General features: G+C 63.3%; 15 protein-coding genes. 9 read left to right on the top strand and 6 right to left on the bottom strand.

The genetic code is table 11. From position 1 onward, the window contains the following. Positions 1-6: 6 nt before the first annotated feature. Positions 7-246, bottom strand: a complete 240-nt coding sequence (locus ACNJX8_RS19025) for a hypothetical protein (RefSeq protein ID WP_128941324.1) — start codon at positions 244-246, stop codon at positions 7-9. Between the two features lie 226 nt (positions 247-472). On the opposite strand from ACNJX8_RS19025, the gene topA reads away from it, so the two are divergent. From topA to mdoH, 8 genes are all read left to right on the top strand, one after another. Further along, entirely contained in the window at positions 473-3226 is a 2754-nt protein-coding gene (topA, locus tag ACNJX8_RS19020; RefSeq protein WP_439361671.1) for a type I DNA topoisomerase, read from the top strand. Between the two features lie 7 nt (positions 3227-3233). Continuing rightward, complete coding sequence (rnr, locus tag ACNJX8_RS19015) at positions 3234-5582, top strand: ribonuclease R (RefSeq protein ID WP_439361670.1); 2349 nt, start codon at positions 3234-3236, stop codon at positions 5580-5582. Next, positions 5576-6016 carry a DUF983 domain-containing protein gene (locus ACNJX8_RS19010; protein ID WP_439361669.1) on the top strand — a complete coding sequence of 147 codons (441 nt, stop codon included), beginning with the start codon at positions 5576-5578 and terminating at the stop codon, positions 6014-6016. The genes rnr and ACNJX8_RS19010 overlap by 7 nt, the downstream gene beginning before the upstream one ends. Before the next feature lie 31 nt (positions 6017-6047). Further along, positions 6048-6794, top strand: coding sequence for an NUDIX hydrolase (locus ACNJX8_RS19005; RefSeq protein ID WP_439361668.1), 747 nt, complete (start codon positions 6048-6050; stop codon positions 6792-6794). A 281-nt stretch (positions 6795-7075) separates the two neighbouring features. Next, on the top strand, positions 7076-8401 hold the full coding sequence (locus tag ACNJX8_RS19000; protein WP_249756420.1) for an LLM class flavin-dependent oxidoreductase: 1326 nt from the start codon (positions 7076-7078) through the stop codon (positions 8399-8401). 124 nt (positions 8402-8525) lie between these two features. After that, a complete protein-coding gene (gene rpmG, locus ACNJX8_RS18995) occupies positions 8526-8693 on the top strand; it encodes a 50S ribosomal protein L33 (RefSeq protein WP_007603295.1) in 168 nt (55 codons plus the stop codon). A 524-nt stretch (positions 8694-9217) separates the two neighbouring features. Then, a complete protein-coding gene (locus ACNJX8_RS18990) occupies positions 9218-10678 on the top strand; it encodes a glucan biosynthesis protein G (protein ID WP_439361938.1) in 1461 nt (486 codons plus the stop codon). Continuing rightward, positions 10666-12819: a glucans biosynthesis glucosyltransferase MdoH gene (mdoH, locus tag ACNJX8_RS18985; protein WP_439361667.1), complete on the top strand. Its 2154-nt coding sequence runs from the start codon at positions 10666-10668 to the stop codon at positions 12817-12819. The genes ACNJX8_RS18990 and mdoH overlap by 13 nt, the downstream gene beginning before the upstream one ends. Before the next feature lie 200 nt (positions 12820-13019). Here the strand turns inward: mdoH and ACNJX8_RS18980 are convergent, their stop codons facing one another. From ACNJX8_RS18980 to ACNJX8_RS18965, 4 genes are all read right to left on the bottom strand, one after another. Further along, the gene (locus ACNJX8_RS18980; RefSeq protein ID WP_276339337.1) at positions 13020-13142 is read right to left on the bottom strand and encodes a hypothetical protein; all 123 of its coding nucleotides are present in this window, start codon (positions 13140-13142) and stop codon (positions 13020-13022) included. A gap of 121 nt (positions 13143-13263) precedes the next feature. Beyond that, positions 13264-14097, bottom strand: a complete 834-nt coding sequence (locus tag ACNJX8_RS18975) for a tetratricopeptide repeat protein (protein ID WP_439361666.1) — start codon at positions 14095-14097, stop codon at positions 13264-13266. Further along, positions 14048-14968, bottom strand: a complete 921-nt coding sequence (locus ACNJX8_RS18970; protein WP_439361665.1) for an adenylate/guanylate cyclase domain-containing protein — start codon at positions 14966-14968, stop codon at positions 14048-14050. The genes ACNJX8_RS18975 and ACNJX8_RS18970 overlap by 50 nt, the downstream gene beginning before the upstream one ends. A gap of 216 nt (positions 14969-15184) precedes the next feature. After that, positions 15185-16417: an MFS transporter gene (locus ACNJX8_RS18965; RefSeq protein WP_439361664.1), complete on the bottom strand. Its 1233-nt coding sequence runs from the start codon at positions 16415-16417 to the stop codon at positions 15185-15187. A gap of 132 nt (positions 16418-16549) precedes the next feature. Here ACNJX8_RS18965 and ACNJX8_RS18960 point away from each other — a divergent pair, with 132 nt between their 5' ends. Continuing rightward, positions 16550-17152 carry a TetR/AcrR family transcriptional regulator gene (locus ACNJX8_RS18960; protein WP_439361663.1) on the top strand — a complete coding sequence of 201 codons (603 nt, stop codon included), beginning with the start codon at positions 16550-16552 and terminating at the stop codon, positions 17150-17152. 295 nt (positions 17153-17447) lie between these two features. On the opposite strand, the gene ACNJX8_RS18955 is transcribed toward ACNJX8_RS18960, so the two are convergent. After that, positions 17448-18821 carry a PleD family two-component system response regulator gene (locus ACNJX8_RS18955; protein ID WP_439361662.1) on the bottom strand — a complete coding sequence of 458 codons (1374 nt, stop codon included), beginning with the start codon at positions 18819-18821 and terminating at the stop codon, positions 17448-17450. Positions 18822-18824: the final 3 nt, after the last annotated feature.

Raw genomic sequence — 18824 nt, 5'->3', positions numbered from 1 at the left:
CGCCTCTCACGACAGCTTGCGCCTGCTCCGCAGCCTCAGATGCTCGTCGGCCTCGAGCTGTGTCATGCCCAAGAGATAATGTAACACGTGCAGCTTGTGGCGCTCGGCGAGCTTGCGCAGGGCAGCGGTCTGCTCGGCGATGAAGGCCACCGCCTCATCCGCCCCGCCTTCCCCCGGTTCCTCGTTGCGCGCGCCTCCCGGCGCGCCCGATGAAGCGCGCGCCCGTTTCTTTCCTGGCCTAGTCACCAGCCAACCCCGAATCCATGCCCCGGAGAAACATTATGCCGACATCGACCGCAACTCCAAGGTGGTATTTTGCAACTTTCTCGATATGAAACTTTTCCCATTGCGGCGGCTTTCAACACCCGCCGATTTGACAGGACCGGCCTCACCACCCATGTTCGGGTCGAAACGGCCGACCCGAGTCCTTTCGTTTTCGGCCCAAGATTTTCCCATAAGTTACTGGAACTACATGAATATCGTCATTGTGGAGTCGCCGGCGAAAGCCAAGACGATCAACAAATATCTGGGCTCGTCCTACGAGGTTCTGGCGTCGTTCGGCCATGTCCGCGACCTCCCCGCCAAGAATGGCTCCGTCGATCCCGACGCCAATTTCAAGATGATCTGGGAGGTCGACCCCAAGGCCGCCGGACGGCTGAACGATATCGCGAGGTCGCTGAAAGGCGCTGACCGCCTGATTCTCGCCACCGACCCTGATCGCGAGGGCGAAGCCATCTCCTGGCACGTGCTGGAGGTGCTTAAAGAGAAGCGCGCGCTGAAGGACCAGAAGATCGAGCGCGTGGTGTTCAACGCCATCACCAAGCAGGCAATCTCGGAAGCCATGAAGCATCCGCGCCAGATCGACGGCGCGCTGGTCGACGCCTATATGGCGCGCCGTGCGCTCGACTATCTGGTCGGCTTCACCCTCTCCCCCGTGCTGTGGCGCAAGCTGCCCGGCGCGCGCTCGGCCGGCCGCGTGCAGTCGGTGGCACTGCGCCTCGTCTGCGACCGCGAGCTCGAGATCGAGAAGTTCGTCCCGCGCGAATATTGGTCGCTGGTCGCGACCCTGCTGACCCCGCGCGGCGATGCCTTCGAGGCCCGCCTGGTCGGCGCCGACGGCAAGAAGATCCAGCGCCTCGACATCGGCACCGGCGCGGAAGCCGAAGACTTCAAGAAGGCGCTGGAAGCAGCCGCCTATGCCGTGACAGCGGTCGATGCCAAGCCCGCGCGGCGCAATCCGCAGGCGCCCTTCACCACCTCGACGCTGCAGCAGGAAGCCAGCCGCAAATACGGCTTTGCGCCGGCGCACACGATGCGCATCGCCCAGCGCCTCTATGAAGGCATCGACATCGGCGGCGAGACCACCGGACTCATTACTTATATGCGTACCGACGGCGTGCAGATCGCCCCCGAGGCGATCACCCAGGCACGCAAGGTGATCGGCGAGGATTACGGCAACGCCTATGTGCCGGACGCTCCCCGCCAGTACCAGGCCAAGGCCAAGAACGCCCAGGAAGCGCACGAGGCGATCCGTCCGACCGACCTCTCGCGCCGGCCCGACAGCATGAGCCGCAAGCTCGATGCCGATCAGGCCCGGCTCTATGAGCTGATCTGGAAGCGTACCATCGCGAGCCAGATGGAGGCGGCCGAGCTCGAGCGCACCACGGTCGACATCACCGCAAAAGCCGGCGGCCGGACGCTGGAGCTGCGGGCCACGGGCCAGGTCATCAAGTTCGACGGTTTCCTCGCGCTCTACCAGGAAGGCCGCGACGACGAGGAGGACGAGGATTCCCGCCGCCTGCCCGGCATGAGCGCCGGCGAAGCCCTGAAGCGGCAGTCGCTCGCCGTCACCCAGCATTTCACCGAGCCGCCGCCGCGCTTCTCTGAGGCATCCCTCGTCAAGCGCATGGAAGAGCTCGGCATCGGCCGGCCCTCGACCTATGCCTCGATCCTCCAGGTCCTGAAGGACCGCGGCTACGTCAAGCTGGAGAAGAAGCGCCTGCATGGCGAGGACAAGGGCCGCGTCGTGATCGCGTTCCTCGAGAGCTTCTTCAGCCGCTACGTCGAATACGATTTCACCGCGGGCCTCGAAGAGCAGCTCGACCGCATCTCCAACAACGAGATCTCCTGGCAGGAGGTGCTGAAGGACTTCTGGCGCGACTTCATCGGCGCCGTCGACGACATCAAGGATCTGCGCGTCGCGCAGGTCCTGGACGTGCTCGACGAGATTCTGGGCCCGCACATCTATCCGCCTCGCGCCGATGGCGGCGACGTCAGGCAGTGCCCGAATTGCGGCACCGGCCGGCTGAACCTCAAGGCCGGCAAGTTCGGCGCCTTCGTCGGCTGCTCGAACTATCCGGAGTGCCGCTACACCCGCCAGCTCGCCGCCGATGGCGAAGCCAACGCCGACCGCTCGCTCGGCCAGGATCCCGACACCGGCTTCGATGTCTGGGTCAAGGCCGGCCGCTTCGGCCCCTACATCCAGCTCGGCGAGCAGAAGGATTATGCGGAAGGCGAGAAGCCGAAGCGCGCGGGCATTCCGAAGGGCACCTCGCCCAGCGATGTCGACCTCGAGCTTGCGCTGAAACTGCTGTCGCTGCCGCGCGAGATCGGCAAGCACCCGGAAACCGGTCAGCCGATCACCGCCGGCCTCGGCCGCTTCGGGCCGTTCGTGAAGCACGAGAAGACTTACGCCAGCCTCGAGGCCGGCGACGAGGTGTTCGACATCGGCCTCAACCGCGCGGTGACGCTGATCGCGGAAAAGGTCGCGAAGGGCCCGAGCCGCCGCTTCGGCGCCGATCCCGGCAAGGCAATCGGCGATCATCCGACGCTCGGCACCGTCACCGTGAAGAGTGGCCGCTATGGCCCCTACGTCACCGCAGGCGGTGTCAACGCCACGATCCCGGCCGAGTTCGAAAAGGACGCCATCACGCTGCCGCAGGCGATCGCGCTGATCGATGAGCGCGCGGCCAAGGGTGGCGGCAAGACCAAGGCGAAGAAGGCGGCCAAGCCCGCCAAGGCCAAGAAGGCTACGGACGGCGAGGACGCCGCGCCAAAGCCGAAGAAACCGGCCGCGAAGAAAGCCGCGGCCAAATCGAAAACCGAATCCACCAGCAAGGCGCGCGCCGCCGTGCCGTCGACGGCCAAGACTTCTGCCACAAAGCCGTCGCCGACCAAGGCAGCCGCCACCAAGGCTCCGGCCAAGAAGAGTGCCGGCAAGAATTAGAGGTTAAGTGAAACGCAAGAATGACCGTGGCTTTCCCGACCGGACAGCCATCGTCGCCTTCATCAAGGCAAACCACGGAAAGGTCGGGACCCGCGAAATTGCGCGCGAGTTCGGCCTGAAGAATGCCGATCGCGCCGAGCTCAGGCGCATGCTGCGCGAGCTCGCCGACGACGGCATCATCAAGAAGAAGCGCCACAAGGTCTCCGAGCCGGACACGCTTCCGCCGACGCTGCTCGCCGACATCACCGGGCGCGACAGCGACGGCGAATTGATCGCCTCCCCCGCCGAATGGGACGAGGTCGAAAGCGGCGAGCCGCCCAAAATCCTGATCGAGATGCCGCGCCGGCCCAAGCCTGGCACCGCCGCCGGTGTCGGCGACCGCGCGCTGCTGCGCATCGAACGCACCGACGAGGACGAAGGCCCCGCCTATCGCGGCCGCATCATCAAGCTCATCGACAAGGCCAAGAGCCGCATCCTCGGTGTATTCCGAGCACTGCCCGAAGGCGGCGGACGGCTCGTCCCCGTCGACAAGAAGTTCGCCGACCGCGAATTGAACATCGCGAAGGCCGACACACAAGGCGCACAGGACGGCGACCTCATCAGCGTCGACATCGTCCGCTCGCGCGGCTTTGGCCTCGCCTCCGGCCGCGTCAAGGAGAGGCTCGGCTCGGTCAAGTCGGAGAAGGCGATCAGCCTGATCGCGATCTACGCCCACGAAATCCCCTTGCAATTCTCGCCTGCGGCCGAGCGCGAGGCGGAGGCGGCCGAGCCGGCGAACCTGAAAGGGCGCGAGGATTGGCGCGACGTGCCGCTCGTCACCATCGATCCGCCGGATGCGAAGGATCACGACGACGCGGTGCATGCGCAGGCCGACGATGATCCCAACAACAAGGGCGGCTTCATCGTCAACGTCGCCATCGCCGACGTAAGCTTCTATGTGCGGCCGGGCACCGCGCTCGACCGCGACGCGCTCGATCGCGGCAACTCGGTCTATTTCCCCGACCGCGTCGTGCCGATGCTGCCCGAGCGCATCTCCAACAATCTCTGCTCGCTGGTGCCGGGCGAGCCGCGCGGCGCGCTCGCGGTACGCATGGTGATCGGACCCGACGGACGCAAGCGCTCGCACACCTTCCACCGCATCCTGATGCGCTCGGCGGCGAAGCTGCATTATGCGCAGGCACAGGCTGCGATCGACGGTCGACCCGATGACACCACCGGCCCGCTGCTCGATCCGATCCTGAGGCCGCTCTACGCCGCCTATGCTTGCGTCAAGCGCGCCCGCGACGAGCGCGATCCGCTCAATCTCGATCTGCCCGAGCGCAAGATCCTTTTGAAGAGCGACGGCACGGTCGACAGCGTCGTCGTGCCGGAACGTCTCGATGCGCACAAGCTGATCGAGGAGTTCATGATCCTCGCCAACGTCGCCGCGGCCGAGATGCTGGAGAAGAAATCGCTGCCGCTGATCTACCGCGTGCATGACGAGCCGACGCTGGAGAAGGTCCACGCGCTCAGCGAGTTTCTGGAGACGCTGGACGTTCCCTTCGCGAAATCAGGCGCGTTGCGCCCCACCCTGTTCAACCGCGTGCTGGCCCAGCTCGAAGGTCACGACTATTACCCGCTGGTGAGCGAGGTCGTGCTGCGCGCCCAGGCGCAGGCGGAATACTCTTCCGAGAATTACGGCCATTTCGGCCTGAACCTGCGTCGCTATGCGCATTTCACCTCGCCGATCCGCCGCTATGCCGACCTCATCGTGCACCGCGCACTGGTCCGCGCGCTCGGCCTCGGCGAAGGCGCCCTGCCCGACAGCGAGACGCCGGAAAGTCTCGGCGAAGTCGCCGCGCATATCTCGCTGACCGAACGGCGCGCGATGAAGGCAGAGCGCGAGACCGTCGATCGCCTGATCGCGCATCATCTCGCCGACCGCATCGGCGCCAGCTTCCAGGGCCGCGTCTCCGGCGTCACGCGCGCCGGCCTGTTCGTCAAGCTGAGCGAGACCGGCGCCGACGGATTGATCCCGATCCGATCCCTCGGCACGGAATATTTCAACTATGACGAGAGCCGCCACGCCCTGGTCGGCACGCGCAGCGGCACCATGCATCAGCTGGGTGACGTCGTCGACGTCCGGCTGATAGAAGCAGCTCCTATCGCAGGCGCGCTACGCTTCGAACTGCTGTCGTCAGAACGCGAGACCGGCCCCCGCGAGCGCCGGCCGTTCCGCTCGCAGCGCAAATCGTCCAAGCCGCATCCCGGCCGCAGTCCGGAGAGAAAACGCAAGCCGGAAAAGCAAAAATCTGCCAAGGGCAGGAAGGTCAGGGGAAAGGGCAAAGGCAAGGGACAGAAGGGCAAGGCATGGTGACGATGAGCACGGCCCCAAAGATCTGGACGCGCGAGAGCGGCCTCGTCGAGAAGCGCGACGTGTGGGCTGCGATGAAGCGCGGCTTTCGCGGCCGCTGCCCGCGCTGCGGCGAGGGCAAGCTGTTCCGCGCCTTCCTGAAGACGGCGGACAATTGCGCCAAATGCGGCCTCGACTTCACCCCGCATCGCGCCGACGATCTGCCCGCCTATCTCGTCATCGTCATCGTCGGTCACATCGTGGTGCCGGCTATCCTCTGGATCGAGACCAACTACACCACGCCGATCTGGCTCAGTTTCGTGGCCTATCTGCCCTTCACCTTCGTCGCCTCGCTCGCGCTATTGCAGCCCGTGAAGGGAGCTGTGGTCGGCTTGCAATGGGCTCTGCGCATGCACGGGTTTGACGAGAACCCTCCCGATGGTATTCCGCCTGTGTAAGTAAGAAGCAAAAAACGGTTTGGGTGAGGATATGACGGATATTGCGCAAGCAGTGGAGAAGGTTCACGATGAGAAGGAAGCCGACCACCATCCCTATTTTCGCCCGAGGGATGCGGCGACGCTGATCCTGGTCGATCGCAGCGGGCCCATTCCGAAAGTGCTGGTCGGCAAGCGCCACGACAAGGTGGTGTTCATGCCCGGAAAGTTCGTCTTCCCCGGCGGCCGCGTCGACAAGGCCGATTATCGCGTGCCCTGCGCCGCCCCTATCACCACGGAGCTCGAAGCCAATCTCGCCAAGGGCAGCCCGAAGACCCCGGCCTCGCGCGCGAAGTCGCTCGCCATTGCTGCGATCCGCGAAGCCTGCGAGGAGACTGGTCTGTGCCTCGGCCGCCAAGCGGAGGGCAAGGTGCCCAAGCTCGAAGGCCCCTGGAAGCCATTCGCGGATGCCGGCCTCCTGCCCGACCCATCCGGCCTGTTCCTGATCGCCCGCGCCATCACCCCGCCCGGCCGCGTCAAGCGCTTCGATACGCGCTTCTTCACGGCGGATGCCTCCGCGATCACCCACCGCGTCGACGGCGTGATCCATGCCGATGCCGAGCTGGTCGAGCTGGTCTGGGTCGAGCTCGGCTCAAAACCGCTCGCGGATCTGCATCCGATGACGCGCAACGTGCTCAACGAGCTCGACACCCGCCTTGCCACCGGCCCGCTCCGCCACGATGCGCCGGTGCCGTTCTTCCATTTCTACGGCGGCAAGATGCAAAAGGATGTTTTGAGCTGATCGGCGCTCCCCTCTCCGTCATTCCGGGGCGCGACTCTCTCCACTGGTCATTCCGGGGCGCGCGCAGCGCGATTCCGGAATCCATTCATCCACCGTGTCTGCGGCTCGATGGATTCTCAGATGCGCGATTGCACATCATAGCTCGCGCCAAAAGGCGCGCCCCGGAATGACGTGCTGAGAGATCTGCAAAAAACAAAATAATCTTCCCGCCGCCGCCAATGGCGGAGTTCCGCCGCGTGCCTATGTCTTTCCCCAACGACACCCAAAACGGACACCGGGCGATGGCACAACGGCAACTCAAGCTGGGCGCGTTCATGCGCCCGATCAGCATCCACACCGGCGCCTGGCGCTATCCCGGCGCCTGGCCTGACGCCAACTTCAATTTCGGTCACATCAAGCAGCTGATCCAAAAGCTCGAGGCCGGCAAGTTCGATGCCTTCTTCATGGCCGATCACCTCGCCGTCTTGAACATGCCGATCAATGCACTCAAGCGCAGCCACACGGTGACGTCATTCGAGCCGTTCACGCTGCTGTCGGCGCTCTCGGCCGTCACCGAGCGCATCGGCCTGATCGCGACGGGCTCGACCACGTTCGACGAGCCCTATCACGTCGCGCGCCGCTTCGCCTCGCTCGACCACATCAGCGGCGGCCGCGCCGGCTGGAATATCGTCACCACCTCGAATCCGGACGCGGCGCTGAATTTCGGCCTCGACGATCACATGGAGCACGCCGAGCGCTACAGGCGCGCCCGCGAATTCTACGACGTCGTCACCGGCCTCTGGGACTCCTTCGCGGACGATGCGTTCGTGCGCGACGTCGAGAGCGGCCTGTTCTTCGACCCCGCGAAGATGCACACGCTCGACCACAACGGCAAATATCTCAAAGTGCGCGGCCCCCTCAACATCGCCCGCCCGGTGCAGGGCTGGCCGGTGATCGTGCAGGCCGGCGCGTCCGAAGACGGCAAGCAGCTCGCCGCCGAGACCGCGGAAGCCGTGTTCACCGGCGGCGGCAGCCTCGCCGACGGACAGAAGCTCTACGCCGACATCAAGGGTCGCATGGAGAAGGTCGGCCGCGATCCTGAGCACCTCAAGATCCTGCCCGGCGCCTTCGTCGTGGTCGGCGACAGCGTCGATGAAGCCAAGGAGAAGCGCGCGCTGCTCGACAGCCGCGTGCATTACGACAGCGCCATCGCCTCGCTGTCCGTCATTCTCGGTACCGATGCCTCGGGCTTCGATCCGGACGGCCCTCTCCCGGACATCCCCGAGACCAACGCCAGCAAGAGCGGCCGCCAGCGCATGGTCGATCTCGCCGCGCGCGAGAAGCTCACCGTCCGCCAGCTCGCCCAGCGCGTCGGCGGCTATGGCGGGCTGTCCTTCGTCGGCACCGCCAAGACCATCGCCGACCAGATGGAGGAATGGCTGGTCGGGCGCGGCTCGGACGGCTTCAACATCATGTTCCCGTTCCTGCCCGCCGGCCTCGACGATTTCGTCGACAAGGTCGTGCCGGAGCTGCAGCGCCGCGGGATTTTCCGCAAAGAGTATGAAGGGCCCACTTTGAGGGAGAATCTGGGCCTGCCGCGGCCGAAAAACCGGTTCTTTGAGGCATAATGGGGCCGTTTCGGGTAGATTTCCGGCCCTAAAACCTTGACATCAGACGGTTTCTGGCTAGGTTGCCGGCCAACGCGGGCCGTTTGGCCGGCTCCAGATTCCCTTTATTCCTGAGGTTCTGAACATGGCCAAAGCGGTCACCATCAAGGTCAAGCTCGTGTCCTCGGCTGACACCGGCTTCTACTACGTCGCCAAGAAGAATTCGCGCACCATGACCGACAAGCTGGTCAAGAAGAAGTACGATCCGGTCGCGCGCAAGCACGTCGAATTCCGCGAAGCCAAGATCAAGTAAGATCGGCTGAGCGTTGAAGAGTTTTGCGGGGCCCTTTCGGGCCCCGTTTTTATTTTACGACCCCTGTCGTATCCCGAACGCGATACAGCCTAGGCGATGCGTAGCATCCGTCCGGTCGCGCTGCTGCGCAGAGCCGAGCCCCAGAAAGCAACACAGCGCGATGCTGATCCATGGGCCCCGGCTCAGCAGCGCACCGCTGAGGCGCTGCGCTGCGTCCGGGGCACGAGACAGAAATTGACGCGCTACCATTTCTCCACGCCGTCATTGCGAGGAGCCCGCGACAATATTGCAAAGCAATTTTGTCGCTGGTGCGACGAAGCAATCCAGGACCGTTCTGCCATTGCTGCAGACCCTCTCCTGAGTCCGTCCGCACATTTTTTTCTGGAGTCAGCGGTGTCACATCCGCTTACCCGCATGGAACTCCGGAGAACATAGGCCGTTTCCCCACCTGTTTTGAACGGGGAGACGCAAGCGTGAACCGCCGGCAAGTCCTTCGCGCATCGGCTGCCTTCTCGGCTGCCACCATGCTGCTGCGTGCAGCGAAGGCTCAGACGGGCTCCGCCCCGCCATTCAGCCCGTCCTACGTGCGCGAGCTTGCCCGCGCCCTTGCCGCGAAATCGTTCGAGCCTCCGGACGAGAAGCTGCCGGATGCACTGAAGAATCTCAACTACGATCAATACCGATCAATTCGCTTCAGGCCTGAGAAGGCGTTGTGGCGTGATGAGAAGCTACCGTTCGAAGTGCAATTTTTTCACCGCGGCTTTTTCTACAAGAACCGGGTCGAGATTTTTCAGGTGGTGAACGGGAGCTTCATGCCGATCCCGTATCGGCGCGACGACTTCTCGTTCGGAGAGGGTCTCGGACAATGGCCGGATGTCGACATCGGGTTTAGCGGATTCCGCATTCACGCTCCGATCAACAGGCCGGATTACTACGATGAAGTTTGTGTGTTCCTGGGCGCCAGTTACTTCCGAGCAGTCGCGAAAGGACTGACGTATGGCCTGTCCGCGCGCGGACTAGCGATCGATACCGGCGAGAGCAAGGGCGAAGAATTCCCGGCGTTCAAGGCCTTCTGGCTGGAGAAGCCGGTGCCGAATGCCTCTTCCATCGTAGTACACGCGCTGCTGGACAGTAAGAGTGCGGCCGCAAGCTACCGATTCACGATCCGGCCTGGCCAAAGCACGGTTTTCGACGTCGAGATGGCTCTCTATCCGCGGGTAGACATCGAGCATGCCGGGCTCGCGCCTATGACCAGCATGTTCTTCTTCGGGCCGAACGATCGCAAAGATTTTGACGATTTCCGCCCCGCGGTTCACGACTCGGATGGACTTGCGATCTTCAACGGTAGAGGTGAGCAACTCTGGCGTCCACTGAACAATCCGCACGATCTGCAGGTCAGCAGCTTTGCCGACGTCAATCCCGGCGGCTTCGGCCTCATGCAGCGGGAGAGGAATTTCTTCGCCTATCAGGACCTCGAATCCAACTTCGAAAAGCGCCCAAGCCTATGGTTCGAGCCGATCGGCGATTGGGGCGAAGGAGCGGTGAAATTATTCGAGATACCTACCAAGGAGGAGATCCACGACAACATCGCAGCGCTGTGGCAACCGAAGCAGCCGCTGACAGCCAAAAGCGAACACATCTTCACCTATCGGCTGCACTGGGGGCCGGACGCCCCCAAACCGGAGGCGCTCGCACGGTTCACGCGAACGGGGATCGGAAGCCGGGGTGACGATAGCAAATTGTTCGTGCTGGAACTGATGGGGGACCGACTCAAAGGCATCGATGCCAAGACCATCAAAGGCGTGGTGACCGCTGCAAAAGCCGAAGTCAGCAACATCGTCACGCAACCTAATCCCATGACAGGCGGATGGCGTCTGAGCTTCCAATGCTCGGTCAAGAAGCAAGCCGCAATCGAATTACGAGCTTTCCTGGCGCAAAACGAAGCGCCAGTCTCCGAAGTGTGGACCTATCGATGGACGCCCTGAGACCGTCGCCGAACGCCCCTGGCAGCCCATTTCTGCCGCCGGAAAGTCCGCTGCCGATGCTGCCTTGCCGGCTGGATCGCGCGACTGAAGCTAACCGGTCGCCGGTGCATTCGGGTACCACTTTGATGGTTCGCCGCCTCTTTATTTTTGTCGGGACTGGGGTGCTGACGCTTGCCGGCGGCTACGGCATGTATGACGTGGTGAAAGTTGGCGGTGTAACCTTTCTCGAGGCGGTGCTGCTCGGCTTTTTCCTCGTGCTGCTCGCATGGGTCGCGCTCTCCTTCATGTCCGCGCTCGCCGGATTTTTCGTGCTGCTCACGCGCAGCCGGTCTTTTCTGCCGATCGATGCGACCGGCTCACTGCCTCCTATCACCTCGCGCACAGCCATGCTGCTACCCACCTATAATGAGGACCCGCATCATCTCATGGCGCGGCTACGCGCAATGTATGAATCAGTTCAAGCGACCGGATATGGGGACCAGTTCGACTGGTTTTTACTGAGCGATACGACCGATCCCGACATCTGGATTCGTGAAGAGCTGACCTTCATTCGGCTGCGCCGCGCCTGCGGCGCCGCTCGGCTGTACTACCGGCATCGCTCCAACAACATCGCGCGCAAGTCCGGCAATATCGCCGACTGGGTCATGAGGTTTGGGTCGGCCTATGATCACATGATCGTTCTCGACGCGGACAGCCTCATGGAAGGCGACACAATAGTTCGCCTTGTCAACGCGATGGAGTTCCATCCCGCTGCTGCGCTGATCCAGACGCAGCCGGTCATCGTCAACGCGCGCACAATGTTCAGTAGGCTGCAGCAATTCTCGGGGCGCGTTTACGGCCCCATCATTGCAGCCGGCAATGCTTGGTGGCACGGTGGCGACAGCAATTACTGGGGCCACAACGCCATCATCCGGGTACGGGCGTTCGCTGCGGAGGCCGGCCTGCCGGAGCTGAGCGGTCGTAAGCCTTTCGGGGGTCACATCTTGAGCCATGATTTTGTCGAGGCCGCGTTGATGCGCCGCGCGGGCTGGGCAATCTATCTGGCACCGACCCTCGGCGGCAGCTTCGAAGAAGCCCCGCCGTCACTGCTGGACTTTGCGGCAAGAGATCGTCGCTGGTGCCAGGGGAACCTTCAGCATCTCGCTGTGTTGCCCGCGCGCGGGCTACACTGGGTGTCGCGGCTGCATTTGCTTACAGGCATCGGCTCCTATGTCACCGCGCCGCTGTGGTTTCTATTCCTGGTGCTCGGCCTGCTGATTGCACTGCAGGCGCACTTCATCCGACCGGAATATTTTCCCAAAGGCTTCAGTTTGTTTCCGACCTGGCCGCAACAGGACCCGGTGCTTGCCGCCCAGATCTTTGCAGCGACCATGGGACTTCTGATCCTGCCGAAGCTGCTGGCCTATCTGGTGCTGATCGGCAATCGAAGAGAGCGGATCGGATTCGCAGGGAATCCTCGCGTATTGGCCGGAGTCGTTTGCGAGACATTTCTTGCGGCTTTGATCGCTCCGTGCATGATGATCCTCCAGACCAAGGCCGTGTTTGAAATTCTAGCTGGCCGGGACGCGGGCTGGCAGGTGCAGCGCCGAAGCGATGGCTACCTCGCTCGAGGCGAAATCTATCGCAAGCTCGTCGGCCCCACGCTCTGCGGATTGGCCCTGTTGCTCAGTGCCTACGCGGTCTCTCTGCCGCTGCTGCTTTGGATGTCGCCTGTCGTGCTGGGTCTTCTGCTTTCAATCCCGTTGGGCCTCATGACGTCTGCACGACTGAAGACGCCCGGACTTTTTGCCACGCCGGAAACCAACGACCCGCCCGCTGTGGTGCTCCGTGCAAACGAACTCGCCGCATCTGAGCCAACAGCGATAACCGGGGCCCTGCACCAGCTCAGCCAGGATCCAGAACTGCTAGGCCAGCATTTGGGATCGCTATCGCTTGCCAAGCCGCGCAAATTTGGCGCCGTCGACGTGCCTTTGGCGACGGCAACCACCAAGCTCGAGGAATGCGAAAGCTTGGAGGATGCAGTCGCATGGCTCGAAAGGCCGGAATTGCGCGCCGTTCTTGGCCATCCCACGCTGCTCCAGAGAGTCCTTGAGATGCCTCGCGCAGGTAAGAATTGGCCCAGTATTCGGGATCGTCGGTAGAGTGCCCGCGCGAGCACGGCGCGCTGTTCTGACCGCCCGACAGCGGGTCCCCCATATCTCCGATCAAGCTGTTGTAGGCCATGGGCATGCAGTGGGCCCCCGCACGCGCTTCGCGCGGACCGGTGGCCCGGAACGGGCGGTCAGCGTTCTCCCAGCCGCCATGCCGATGGCGCGAGCCTGGTTCGTTTCACTCCAACACCTTATTCCAGGAAGTAGACGCTCGTAACCAACACGGCGATCAGTACGGCACAACCAAGCAATGCAACGGTAAAGCAGATACGTGCTGGGATTGAATACGCATCAAAGTGCGGCTGTTCGATCATGCCACGCCTCCTCTCACCATCTGGCGGGAGCGCGATCATTAATCTTGGCAGCCTAGCCCTGTGGAACTTTGGTTAAAAGTCAATTGTGCTGACGCATCGGCCGCCTGGTGGCGGATCCCGGTTATTCAGGCAGACCTGAAGCGCGCATTGCTTCGATCAGGGGTGTTGCGAGCAACGGCACGCAGCCGATGGCGGAGCACTGACCATTGCTGCTGAAATTGGGCTGAAGTTGCATCACGCGCTCGGCGGCTGCGTTCGCGTCTTCCATTCGTCCGAGTTTGGCAAGCGACGCCGCCAGAAACATGTGCGAGACGCTGAAGCCTGGTTTGCTGCGAATGGCCCGTTGCGCTGCCGCCGCGGCATCTTCATAGCGTCCACGAAGAAAATGGCCCATGCAAATGCCATGCAGCGCAGCGGTAATCCACGGATCGAATGGACTAAGGCGGATACCCCGCTCGCCCCATTCGATGGCGCGCTCGGCTTCCCCTCCCCAGCCCAAAATCAACGCGCCCCAGGAATAGGCCCACGCCGCCGACGGGGAAATTGCCAGGGCGGCCTCGAAGGTTTCCAGGGCCAAGATACGGTCATGTTCGACGAGACCGATAGCGATTGCGGCGTAGACGAGTGCCGGGGCATCGTCGGGACCAAGCGCCACTGCAGTATGCGCGTACCTTATCGCGGCCGTGCGATTGTCTTCACGCCTTCCCGCTCGGAGATATAGTATTTCATTGCAAAACGCCGTTTGGCCGCGCGCGAGCGCGTAGTTCGGCTCAAGTAGAAGTGCGCGCTCGAGGAGTGGCACCGCCTGCGACGCGCCCTCCGGCATCCCAGTATCCACCAGCGGCGTCGCACGTAACACGAGATCGTAGGCGTCGAGATTTTCAGGCCGTTTGCGCTTCGCCCGTTCAATTTCGGCCTGACGCACGCTGGGCTCGATCGCGGCGACAGTGCTCACGGTAATCGTCCTGCAAGGCAAAGATGTCGTCGAGCGCGCGGTCGTAGCGATCTGCCCAGATATGGGCCCTGGTCTCCGCGTCAATCAGCTGCGCTGTGATCCGTACGCGGTCGCCTGCCCGTCGCACACTGCCTTCCAACACGTAACGAACCCCCAGTTCGCGTCCAACCTGCCTGATGTCAACGGACCGCCCCTTGTACGTGAAGGTCGAATTGCGGGCGATCACGAACAGCCATTTGAAGCGCGACAGCGCAGTGATGATGTCCTCCACCATGCCATCGGCGAAGTACTCCTGTTCCGGGTCGCCGGACATATTCTGAAACGGCAGAACCGCAATTGAAGGTTTGTCGGGTAATGACAGCAGTCGATTGCTCTCCGCCGTCGCTGGCTTCGCATTGGCAGGTTTGACCCCATATAGTCGAACCGCCCGATCGATGTTCTTCAGCGATCGTTCGCCTAGATCATCGAACTCGAATGTCGTTTTTCCCCTGACTTGTTCGAACGCACTTCCCGACAGACACACGCCGCCTGGCGCGCACTCGTTCTCAACGCGTGCGGCCACATTCACGCCATCACCGAAGATGTCGTTTTCGTCGCTGATAATGTCGCCGATGTTGATGCCGATGCGAAAGGCAATCTGTCCTTCCCGGCCGGCCATCTTCTCTTGAACGGCCACGGCGCATGTCACCGCGTCGACGGCGCTGGCGAATTCGACCAGGAGGCCATCGCCAGTTGTCTTGACGATCCTGCCCTTGTGCTCCGCAATGGCTGGATCGACGATTTCGCGGCGGATAACCTTAAGGGCTTCGAGCGTGCCGACCTCATCGGCGCCCATTAACCGCGAATAACCGGCAACGTCCGCTGCCAGCACCGCCGCTAACCGTCTCTCAACTCGCGCCATAGCCACCGCCACCCTGCCAGTTTGGAATTAATATAGCAGGATGAACATCTTCCGTCCCAGCCGGACGAAAGGCCGGGGTCTGGACAGCGCGCCAGGTCGGCTTCAGGGGCACGAGCGGCTATTCGCGGCCAAGCGGCGCGAGGTTTGCTTGAACTCGTGGGCTAGCGCTTACGACAACGCCCCTCGCTACGCCGCCTTCAACACCGGCGGCTGCGACGGCCTGATCAGCGCGAACGCGACCTGCACGATGCCGCCCGCGAGGCCCAGTGCCACTCCGATGCGCCAGGCCATGGTGTAGGAGCCGAGCGCGTCGTAGAGCAGCCCTCCCCCGTAGGCGCCGAGGAAGCTGCCGATCTGGTGGCTCATGAAGGCGAGGCCCTGGATCATCGCCTGCCAGCGCAGGCCGAACATCTCGGCGACCGCGCCCGCGACCAGCGGACCAACGCCCATCCAGAGGAAGCCCATGATGGCGCCGAACAGCAGCGTCGAGAACGACGTCGCCGGCAGCATGAAATACCAGGCAAGCGCCAGCGAGCGCAGGATGTAGATCGCGCCCAGCAACGCCAGCTTATTCCAGCGCTGCCCGGCCCAGCCGAAGAACAGCGAGCCCAGCACGTTGAAGCCACCGATCATGCCGAGCGTCTGCGCGCTCAGCATCGGGTCGAGGCCGCAGATCGCCAGATACGACGGCAGATGCGTGGTGAGGAACACCAGCTGCATGCCGCAGACGAGATAGGCGCAGGTCATCACCACGAAGGACGCATTGCCGAACGCAGTCCGCGCCGCGATCGCAGCCGTAGCATCGTCGATCTCGTCGGCGGCCGGCTTGGGCAGCGGGATCTGGTCGACGCGCCCGGCATACCAGGCGGCGGGGATCATCAGCACCGACATGATGACGAAGCCGGCAAGGCCAATGCGCCAGCCAAAGCCCTCGTTGAGCATCTGCCCGATCGGCGCCGACAGCAGCGCGCCGAGCGAGCCCGCACCGGAGACGATGCCGAGCACGGTCGAGCGCACCGTCTCAGACACCGCGCGCGCCGCCACCGACATCGCGATCGCAGCCGCCGTGCAGGCCAGCGAGGTGCCGATCAAAACGCCGGCGCCGATCATGATGCTGACAAGCCCGTTGGCGGTCGCCATCAGCGCAAGGCCGACGATGTACATCAGCGCGCCCACGATCATGATCGGGCGAAAGCCGTAGCGCTCGGTCATGGCGCCGGCGAGCGGCTGGAGAAAGCCCCAGGCGAGGTTTTGCACGGCCAGCGCCAGTGTGAAATCCGACACCGAGATGTGGATGTCATGTGTCAGCGGTTGCAGGAAGATGCCGAGCGACTGCCGCAGCCCCATGCTCAGCGTCAGCATGATCGAGGCGCCGATCAGGATGGGCAAGGTCGGACGCAGAACCTGCAACAGGGGCATTTTTCTTCTCCCTTTTTGGGCACGGCGCGAAAGCCGACGTCTGCTTTTGCCGTTGATTTTGGTTACACAGACCTGTGTACTTAGGCTATAAAAGGGCCGGTGTTGTCAAGCGAACAGGACGCGCGCTACCGCATGGCTCCCCCGCCCGCCCCACAGACGATGAAAGAGCGGATCCTTCAGACCGCCGACAAGCTGTTCTATCTGCAAGGCATTCGCGCCATCGGCGTCGACACCATCGCGGCCGAGATCGGCATCTCCAAGCGCACGCTCTACAACCACTTTCCCTCCAAGGACGCGCTGATCGCTGCCTACCTCGAGCGCCGCTTCGTCAGCGCGCGCCCTTCCGACAAGCCGCCGGCCGAGCAGATCCTTGCGACGTTCGATTCGCTGGAGCGTCGCTTTGCATCCAAGGATTTTCGCGGCTGCCCGTTCGTGAACGCGGTCGCCGAGCTCGGTCCTACGGACCGCGCCGTGAAGAAGATCGCAATCGCCTTCAAGGAAAGCCGCCGTGTCTGGTTTCGTGATCGGCTGACCGAGCTCGGCGTCGCAAATGCGGACGCGCTGGCGACGCAGCTGGTGCTGCTGATGGATGGCTCCATCGCGCAGGACCTCGTCCGCGACGATCCGGCGATGGCCAGGGCGGCAAAGGAAGCGGCGAAGGTGCTGCTGCGCAATGCGGGGGTGGATGTGGGGGATGATGCGAAGCCGATGAAGGACAAGCGTCCGCCGCAGTGATCGCTGCCACCGCATCACTCGGTGTCATCACCCGCGAAGGCGGGTGATCCACTATTCCAGAGACGGTGAAACTAGAACCGAGAAGACGCGGCGTACTGGATTCCCCGCATGCGCGGAGAATGACAGCGGAGTTTGTAGGATCTGTTCGGGATGATGGCAGAATGCGCCTGTTTTGCCCGACGTGTCAAATGGCGCTGCCGCCAGCGCAAACCGCCCTGCTCCTCGCGTAAGCCGTTGATCTTGCTACCGCCGGCTACTGTGCATGGGGTTGTTTTCGCACTTATGTGCCGGCAGCTCACGCCGCCTGCGCCACCACGCGGTTGCGGCCGTCGTGCTTGGCGCGGTAGAGCGCGGTGTCGGCGCGCTTGAGGACGTCGGCGACCGCCTCACCCTTCTGCTCCAGCGTGGTCAGGCCGATCGAGATCGTGACCTCGATACGCTTCGTCCCTTTGTGGATCGCAAACGGCTCGCCCGCGATCGAGCGGCGCAGGCGCTCGGCGACCATGCCGGCCACGTGCAGATCGGTCTCGGGCATCACGATGACGAACTCCTCGCCGCCATAGCGGCAGGCAAGGTCAATGCCGCGGATCGACTTGCGCACCCGCACCGCGAATTCGCGCAGCACATCGTCGCCGGCGTCGTGACCGTAATTGTCGTTGATCGACTTGAAGTAGTCGATGTCCAGAATCATCAGCGCGAGCGGCTTGCCGCGGGTCGCGGCCTGCTCGGCAAGCGTCGCGAGATGACTCTCCATGTAGCGGCGATTGTGCAGCCCGGTGAGCGCGTCGGTGATCGCCATCTCGATCGAGTTCTGCACGTTGTCGCGCAAGTGATCGGTGTAGCGGCGGCGGCGGATCTGGGTGCGGGCCCGCGCCAGCAGCTCGGTCTTGTCGATGGGGCGCAGCAGATAGTCGTTGACGCCGATCTCGAGGCCGCGGAGCAGCCGCGTCGAGTTCTCGGGGTCGGCGATCGCCAGGATCGGCACGTGGCGCGTGCGCTCCAGCGAGCGCGCCTGGCTGCAGAGCCGCAGGCCATCGAAATTGTTCAGGTCGAGCCAAACGATCAAGAGGTCGTAATTGCCCTCGGCGGCGTGGAACAGCGCCTCTGTCGGGTTCGGCTCGACGTCGATGGTGTGCTCGGCGGCGAGGATCGTCGCCAGCCGCTCATAGGAGGACTCGCGGTCGTCGACCAGCAGGATGCGGCCGCCCTTGCCGGTATCGGCCACCGCGCTGCGCTCCGGCGCCTGCATGCCGATCTCGAGCGAGGTGATGGCGCGCATGCGCAGCTCATCGGTCATCATCTTCAGCCGCGTCAGCGAGCGCACACGCGCGATCAGCACCACGTCGGAGACGGGTTTTGTCAGAAAATCGTCGGCGCCGGCTTCGAGTCCGCGGTTGCGGTCGGACGGGCTGTCGAGCGCGGTGACCATCACGACGGGAATGTGGTGGGTGGCAGGATCGGTCTTCAGGCGGCGGCAAACTTCGAAGCCGTCCATGTCGGGCATCATCACGTCGAGCAGGATGATGTCGCATTCGGCGCGCCGGCTGATCGCCAGCGCCTCGGCGCCGTTCGCCGCAGTCATCACGTCGAAATATTCGGCAGACAGGCGGGCTTCGAGGAGCTTGACGTTGGCAGGAACGTCATCGACAACCAGGATACGCGCGGACACTTT

This window comes from Bradyrhizobium sp. SPXBL-04, from assembly GCF_051853035.1.
GTDB lineage: Bacteria > Pseudomonadota > Alphaproteobacteria > Rhizobiales > Xanthobacteraceae > Bradyrhizobium > Bradyrhizobium zhanjiangense.
This window is presented reverse-complemented; position numbering and strand designations above follow the sequence as displayed.

Bases quoted from the DNA above. Each gene is read 5' to 3' on its own strand.
- topA (WP_439361671.1), top strand. From the start codon at position 473: ATGAATATCGTCATTGTGGAGTCGCCGGCGAAAGCCAAGACGATCAAC.
- ACNJX8_RS19010 (WP_439361669.1), top strand. From the start codon at position 5,576: ATGGTGACGATGAGCACGGCCCCAAAGATCTGGACGCGCGAGAGCGGC.
- ACNJX8_RS19005 (WP_439361668.1), top strand. From the start codon at position 6,048: ATGACGGATATTGCGCAAGCAGTGGAGAAGGTTCACGATGAGAAGGAA.
- ACNJX8_RS19000 (WP_249756420.1), top strand. From the start codon at position 7,076: ATGGCACAACGGCAACTCAAGCTGGGCGCGTTCATGCGCCCGATCAGC.
- rpmG (WP_007603295.1), top strand. From the start codon at position 8,526: ATGGCCAAAGCGGTCACCATCAAGGTCAAGCTCGTGTCCTCGGCTGAC.
- ACNJX8_RS18990 (WP_439361938.1), top strand. From the start codon at position 9,218: ATGCTGCTGCGTGCAGCGAAGGCTCAGACGGGCTCCGCCCCGCCATTC.
- mdoH (WP_439361667.1), top strand. From the start codon at position 10,666: ATGGACGCCCTGAGACCGTCGCCGAACGCCCCTGGCAGCCCATTTCTG.
- ACNJX8_RS18980 (WP_276339337.1), bottom strand. From the start codon at position 13,142: ATGATCGAACAGCCGCACTTTGATGCGTATTCAATCCCAGCACGTATC.
- ACNJX8_RS18965 (WP_439361664.1), bottom strand. From the start codon at position 16,417: ATGCCCCTGTTGCAGGTTCTGCGTCCGACCTTGCCCATCCTGATCGGC.
- ACNJX8_RS18960 (WP_439361663.1), top strand. From the start codon at position 16,550: ATGGCTCCCCCGCCCGCCCCACAGACGATGAAAGAGCGGATCCTTCAG.